Raw genomic sequence first — 4,074 nt, 5'->3', positions numbered from 1 at the left:
ATTCTCTTTAGTATATAAATTAAGATTTTTTCTATGCTTTTCCACTATATTTTTAGCTTCCTTTAATCCATAATAAGAAGCTATTGGTGTTCCTACAAATTTTTGTAAAGCATATATTAATGTTCCAAATGCAGCTGCCATTGGAAATCCCTTTTCTAGTGCCCCACTAACCATTATATTTGTCGCTACAATTCCTCCATTTATTATGGGAACTGCTACTAATGTTGAATCTTTTCCTATTAATGGAACAGCTAATAGCATAAAACTAATTGCACCAATCATTGATATTATTGAAACTAAAACTGTTCTCCACTCTGATTTCAACTGTTTAAAATCAACCATTGTTCCCATTCCAAAAACCAAAATTGGACTTGCCCAACGACCTACTTTTGTTAACCCAGATATTTCAACAATATCAGTTGGAATTATTTTTAACATAAATAGCACTAAAAAAATAAGTAAAGCTACGAATATTGATGATAATTTAGCTTTTGTTAAAACACTTAATACATCTCCAATAGCAAATATACATATTATAATTGCTAACATTAATAACATCTCTTTCATTTAATACCTCTTTTTCTATTTTAGAAGTTTTTAAAATTTATAGCTTTAATTGTTACCATATTTTGAATGAACTCTATGGTATCATTTTCCAATTTTAAATCACTCCCCATTGAAATCCCATTTAAAGCTAACCCTTTTAATAAATTATATAAAATTTTGTCATTATCCTCAAAATTAGCCATTTTTATCCAATCTTTATAATTTCTTTTTACCTCAAATCTTTCAGTTTCAAAACCGCCAAAATCAAACTCTTTTAAAAGATCTTTTAACTCTTTTAAAGTAAAAAATTTATTATGAGAAAAATCTCTAATTTTTTCACAGGTATTTTGTAAAACATTTTCACCCTCATTCGTTGATGCATAAATATCAACTACTATAAGTTCACCAAAAGGTTTTAGTATTTTTTTTACTATTTGCATAACTCTTTTAATTTCATGAAAATGATGAAAAGAGAGAACACATACTATTGTGTCAAAAAAATTATCTGGAAAGTGAGTGTTGTGTATATCTCCCTTTATAGCCTTTATATTTTTTATCTCTCTTTTTTTTATTTTAGATTTTAAACTATTAATCATTCCATTACTTATATCTAGTGCAAATATCTCCTCAGCTTTATCTGCTAAACTTAATGATAACAACCCTGTTCCACAACCTAAATCTAAAACTCTTTTTCCCTTAAAAGGATGTCCTATATTTAGTATTCTACTTAGATACATGCTATCTGTTAAAAGAGTGTACTCATTATAACCACTTGCTTGTTTATCAAATGATCTTTTTACTTTTTCTAAATAAAGATCTGTATCTTGTAAAAAGTCATATCCTAATGCTATATATATCTTTTTTTCAGAACTAGCTGATATTGTTTCCCCATTTTCAAACCTGCTTATTGTTCTTATATTTAAACCCGTTACTTTAGATAAATCTTTTTGTGTCATTTTTCTTTTTTTTCTAAGTTCAATAACATTTTCAAAATCCTTTTCAATCATATATCCCTCTCTTTACTAGAGATCAATTAAATTAATAAAACTTTAATATCACTCTCATTAAAAGCATTACTATAACTGCATCTATAATAGGAATCATCAATAATAATTTATGATATTTTTTTGCCACATCTGAAACTAAAACTATTCTAGCAAAATGTCCTACTAATGTTCCCATTATTATAACTGTTGGAAATAGTATCGTCGCTTGTTCTTGATTTATAAGTCCTTGTTCATATAGTAATAAAGCACTTGCTGCTCCTGCTGCTTTAGCAAAAAATGCTGCTATTAAAGCCACTGTTGCCTCTCCAGGTAAACCAAAAACTGCCATTATAGGTGATAAATATTTTCCTATTATAGGCATCATTCCTGTTACTGTTAATATTGCTATCAATGCATATGCCATAACCATTGCTGGAGCTATTAACTCTAACCCTATATAAAGTCCTTTTTTAGCTCCCTTCATAAATGTTTCTACTACACTAACTTGTTTTGTATTTGTTGTACTCACTAAAACTCCTCCTAAGCAAAAGCCTTTTCTTTTTTCGCTTCTTTCTGATTTAATCTTTTACAATAAAGTCTTACTATATTTGCTCCTATAATTTTAACAACAATTTGAATAAGAATAATTATTCCAACTGGCACAATAGAAACTGCTATAAGAGGTGCTCCTCCAGTTAAAGTATTGTTTATTACTCCTGAACCTGCATATTGATATGCTACAAATATAGCTCTTTGATCATCTGTTATTTCATTATTTTCAAAATGCTCTTTTGTCATTACAGCTCCAACATCTGAAGAGGTAAATGTACTTACAAATGTCAATCCTACTACACCAGGTAATCCCATTAAAGGTTTTAAAAGTGGTGTAAATATTTTTGATGCTACTCTTAATCCACCTAGTTCTTGAGCAACTTCAATAAGTCCTAAAGCTAACATTGTAGTAGGAATAAGTGTTAACGCAAATAAAAAACCCTCTTTTGCTCCAGTTCCACCAGCGCCTCTAAAATCTAGTTTTCCAGATACCTTTCCAAAACTTCCTGCTAACGTATTAAAGTCAAGTGCTCTTAAAGGCCCTTCAGCTTTTTGAAATGCTCCTGAAAATATCATTATTAACATAACCAATGATATCCATGCTATTATATTTTTTTTAGTATTATTGTTATTCATCTTTTTATTTCCTTTCTTTTTATTTTTTATTTAAAATCTTTTGGCATATTTAAAACAGTTGCAACTAATAGTTTTGCTCTTTCCTCTAAAGAACTTACAACAGCTCTTTCCTCTAAAGTGTGATTAGCATAACCTCTAACTCCCATTGCACAAACAGTTGGTACTCCTGCCATAACACTGTATGCTGCATCAGATGCTCCCCCTAGTACACACTCTTTCGGTTCTACAAAACCTAATTCTAAAGATGCTTGTTTTACTAATTCAAATAGTCTCATATTTCCCTCTGTTTTTTCCATAGGATGCATTAAAGAGACTGTTTCTAAAATTGCTGTAGTTCCTTCTACATAAGATTTATTTGTAATATCTTCTAAAACTTTTTTTGCAATATCAACATCTTTATTTGTTCTAAATCGTACATCTATTTCAAGCTCACAATCAGCTGGTATACTATTTGCCACTGTACCACCTTTTATAACACCAACATTATAAGTTATTCCATCATAGTTTGTTAACTCCTCTAAATTAAGAGATTTATGAGCTGCCTCTTTTATAGCACTTATACCATTTTGTGGTTCATTTCCTGCATGAGCACCTTTTCCAGTTATTTTTATTCTGTAAACTGCTCCACCTTTACGTCCTACAGCTATTCTCCCATCTACAAATCCTGTTTCACAATCAAAAGCTGCAGCAAACCCTTTTACTTCATTTAAAAATACATCTGCCCCTTTTCCTAAAGATGTAGAGTGTTGAATCTCTTCATCACCTGAATAAACGAGCTTTATCTCTCTATCTACTCCTATATGCTTTAACGCTTGAGCAGCTAAAAATCCTACCACTACCCCACCTTTACAATCTAGAACTCCTGGTCCATAAATAATTCCATCCTCAATTTTAACAGGATTTTCCCCAAATCTTCCCTTTTTATGAACAGTATCTACATGTCCCATAAATGCTACTCCTGGAATATCACTCTCTACTTTATAAGAAGCTACTAAGCTATTTCCACTTCCTTCAAAATCATATATTTTTGTTTCCATTCCAGCATTTGAAAACTGCTTTTGTAAAAATTCTTGTACTTTATCAATCTCTTCAAAATCATAAGAGTATGATTCCATTTTACAAATATTTTCCCATAACTCTCTCATTTCTAAACTTTTACTGTCTATAAAATTAAAAGCTTTTTCTAAATTATTTTTCATTTATTTTACCCTCCAGTTTCTATTGGTTTTTTACAGTCTTTATTATATTTTCAAAAAAATAATTGTCTACTTTTTTTTTAAAAAGTCTTATTTTATCTATAATTGTCATATGTATTTCTATAGACTGTCTATAAACTGTCACTATTATTTTTATT

General features: G+C 29.7%; 4 protein-coding genes and 1 pseudogene. All 5 read right to left on the bottom strand.

Features of this window, described 5'->3' with window-relative positions:
• Positions 1–567, bottom strand: a pseudogene (locus tag Q0V08_RS10985) (hypothetical protein); the annotation flags it as partial.
• A gap of 20 nt (positions 568–587) precedes the next feature.
• On the bottom strand, positions 588–1,553 hold the full coding sequence (locus Q0V08_RS10980) for a methyltransferase domain-containing protein (RefSeq protein ID WP_297434723.1): 966 nt from the start codon (positions 1,551–1,553) through the stop codon (positions 588–590).
• A 31-nt stretch (positions 1,554–1,584) separates the two neighbouring features.
• A complete protein-coding gene (locus tag Q0V08_RS10975; RefSeq protein WP_297434721.1) occupies positions 1,585–2,061 on the bottom strand; it encodes a nucleoside recognition domain-containing protein in 477 nt (158 codons plus the stop codon).
• Positions 2,062–2,072: 11 nt separating this feature from the next.
• Complete coding sequence (locus Q0V08_RS10970) at positions 2,073–2,720, bottom strand: nucleoside recognition domain-containing protein (protein WP_297434719.1); 648 nt, start codon at positions 2,718–2,720, stop codon at positions 2,073–2,075.
• Positions 2,721–2,746: 26 nt separating this feature from the next.
• Positions 2,747–3,919 carry a M20 family metallopeptidase gene (locus Q0V08_RS10965; RefSeq protein WP_297434717.1) on the bottom strand — a complete coding sequence of 391 codons (1,173 nt, stop codon included), beginning with the start codon at positions 3,917–3,919 and terminating at the stop codon, positions 2,747–2,749.
• Positions 3,920–4,074 lie beyond the last annotated feature (155 nt).

Origin of the sequence: uncultured Cetobacterium sp. (assembly GCF_947038635.1) — a bacterium.
Taxonomy (GTDB): domain Bacteria; phylum Fusobacteriota; class Fusobacteriia; order Fusobacteriales; family Fusobacteriaceae; genus Cetobacterium_A.
Note: the sequence above shows the minus strand (reverse complement) of the source record. Positions and strands in the feature narration are given on the sequence as shown.

Excerpts from the sequence above, each read along its gene's own strand:
- Q0V08_RS10980 (WP_297434723.1), bottom strand. The coding sequence starts at position 1,553 with ATGATTGAAAAGGATTTTGAAAATGTTATTGAACTTAGAAAAAAAAGA.
- Q0V08_RS10970 (WP_297434719.1), bottom strand. The coding sequence starts at position 2,720 with ATGAATAACAATAATACTAAAAAAAATATAATAGCATGGATATCATTG.
- Q0V08_RS10965 (WP_297434717.1), bottom strand. The coding sequence starts at position 3,919 with ATGAAAAATAATTTAGAAAAAGCTTTTAATTTTATAGACAGTAAAAGT.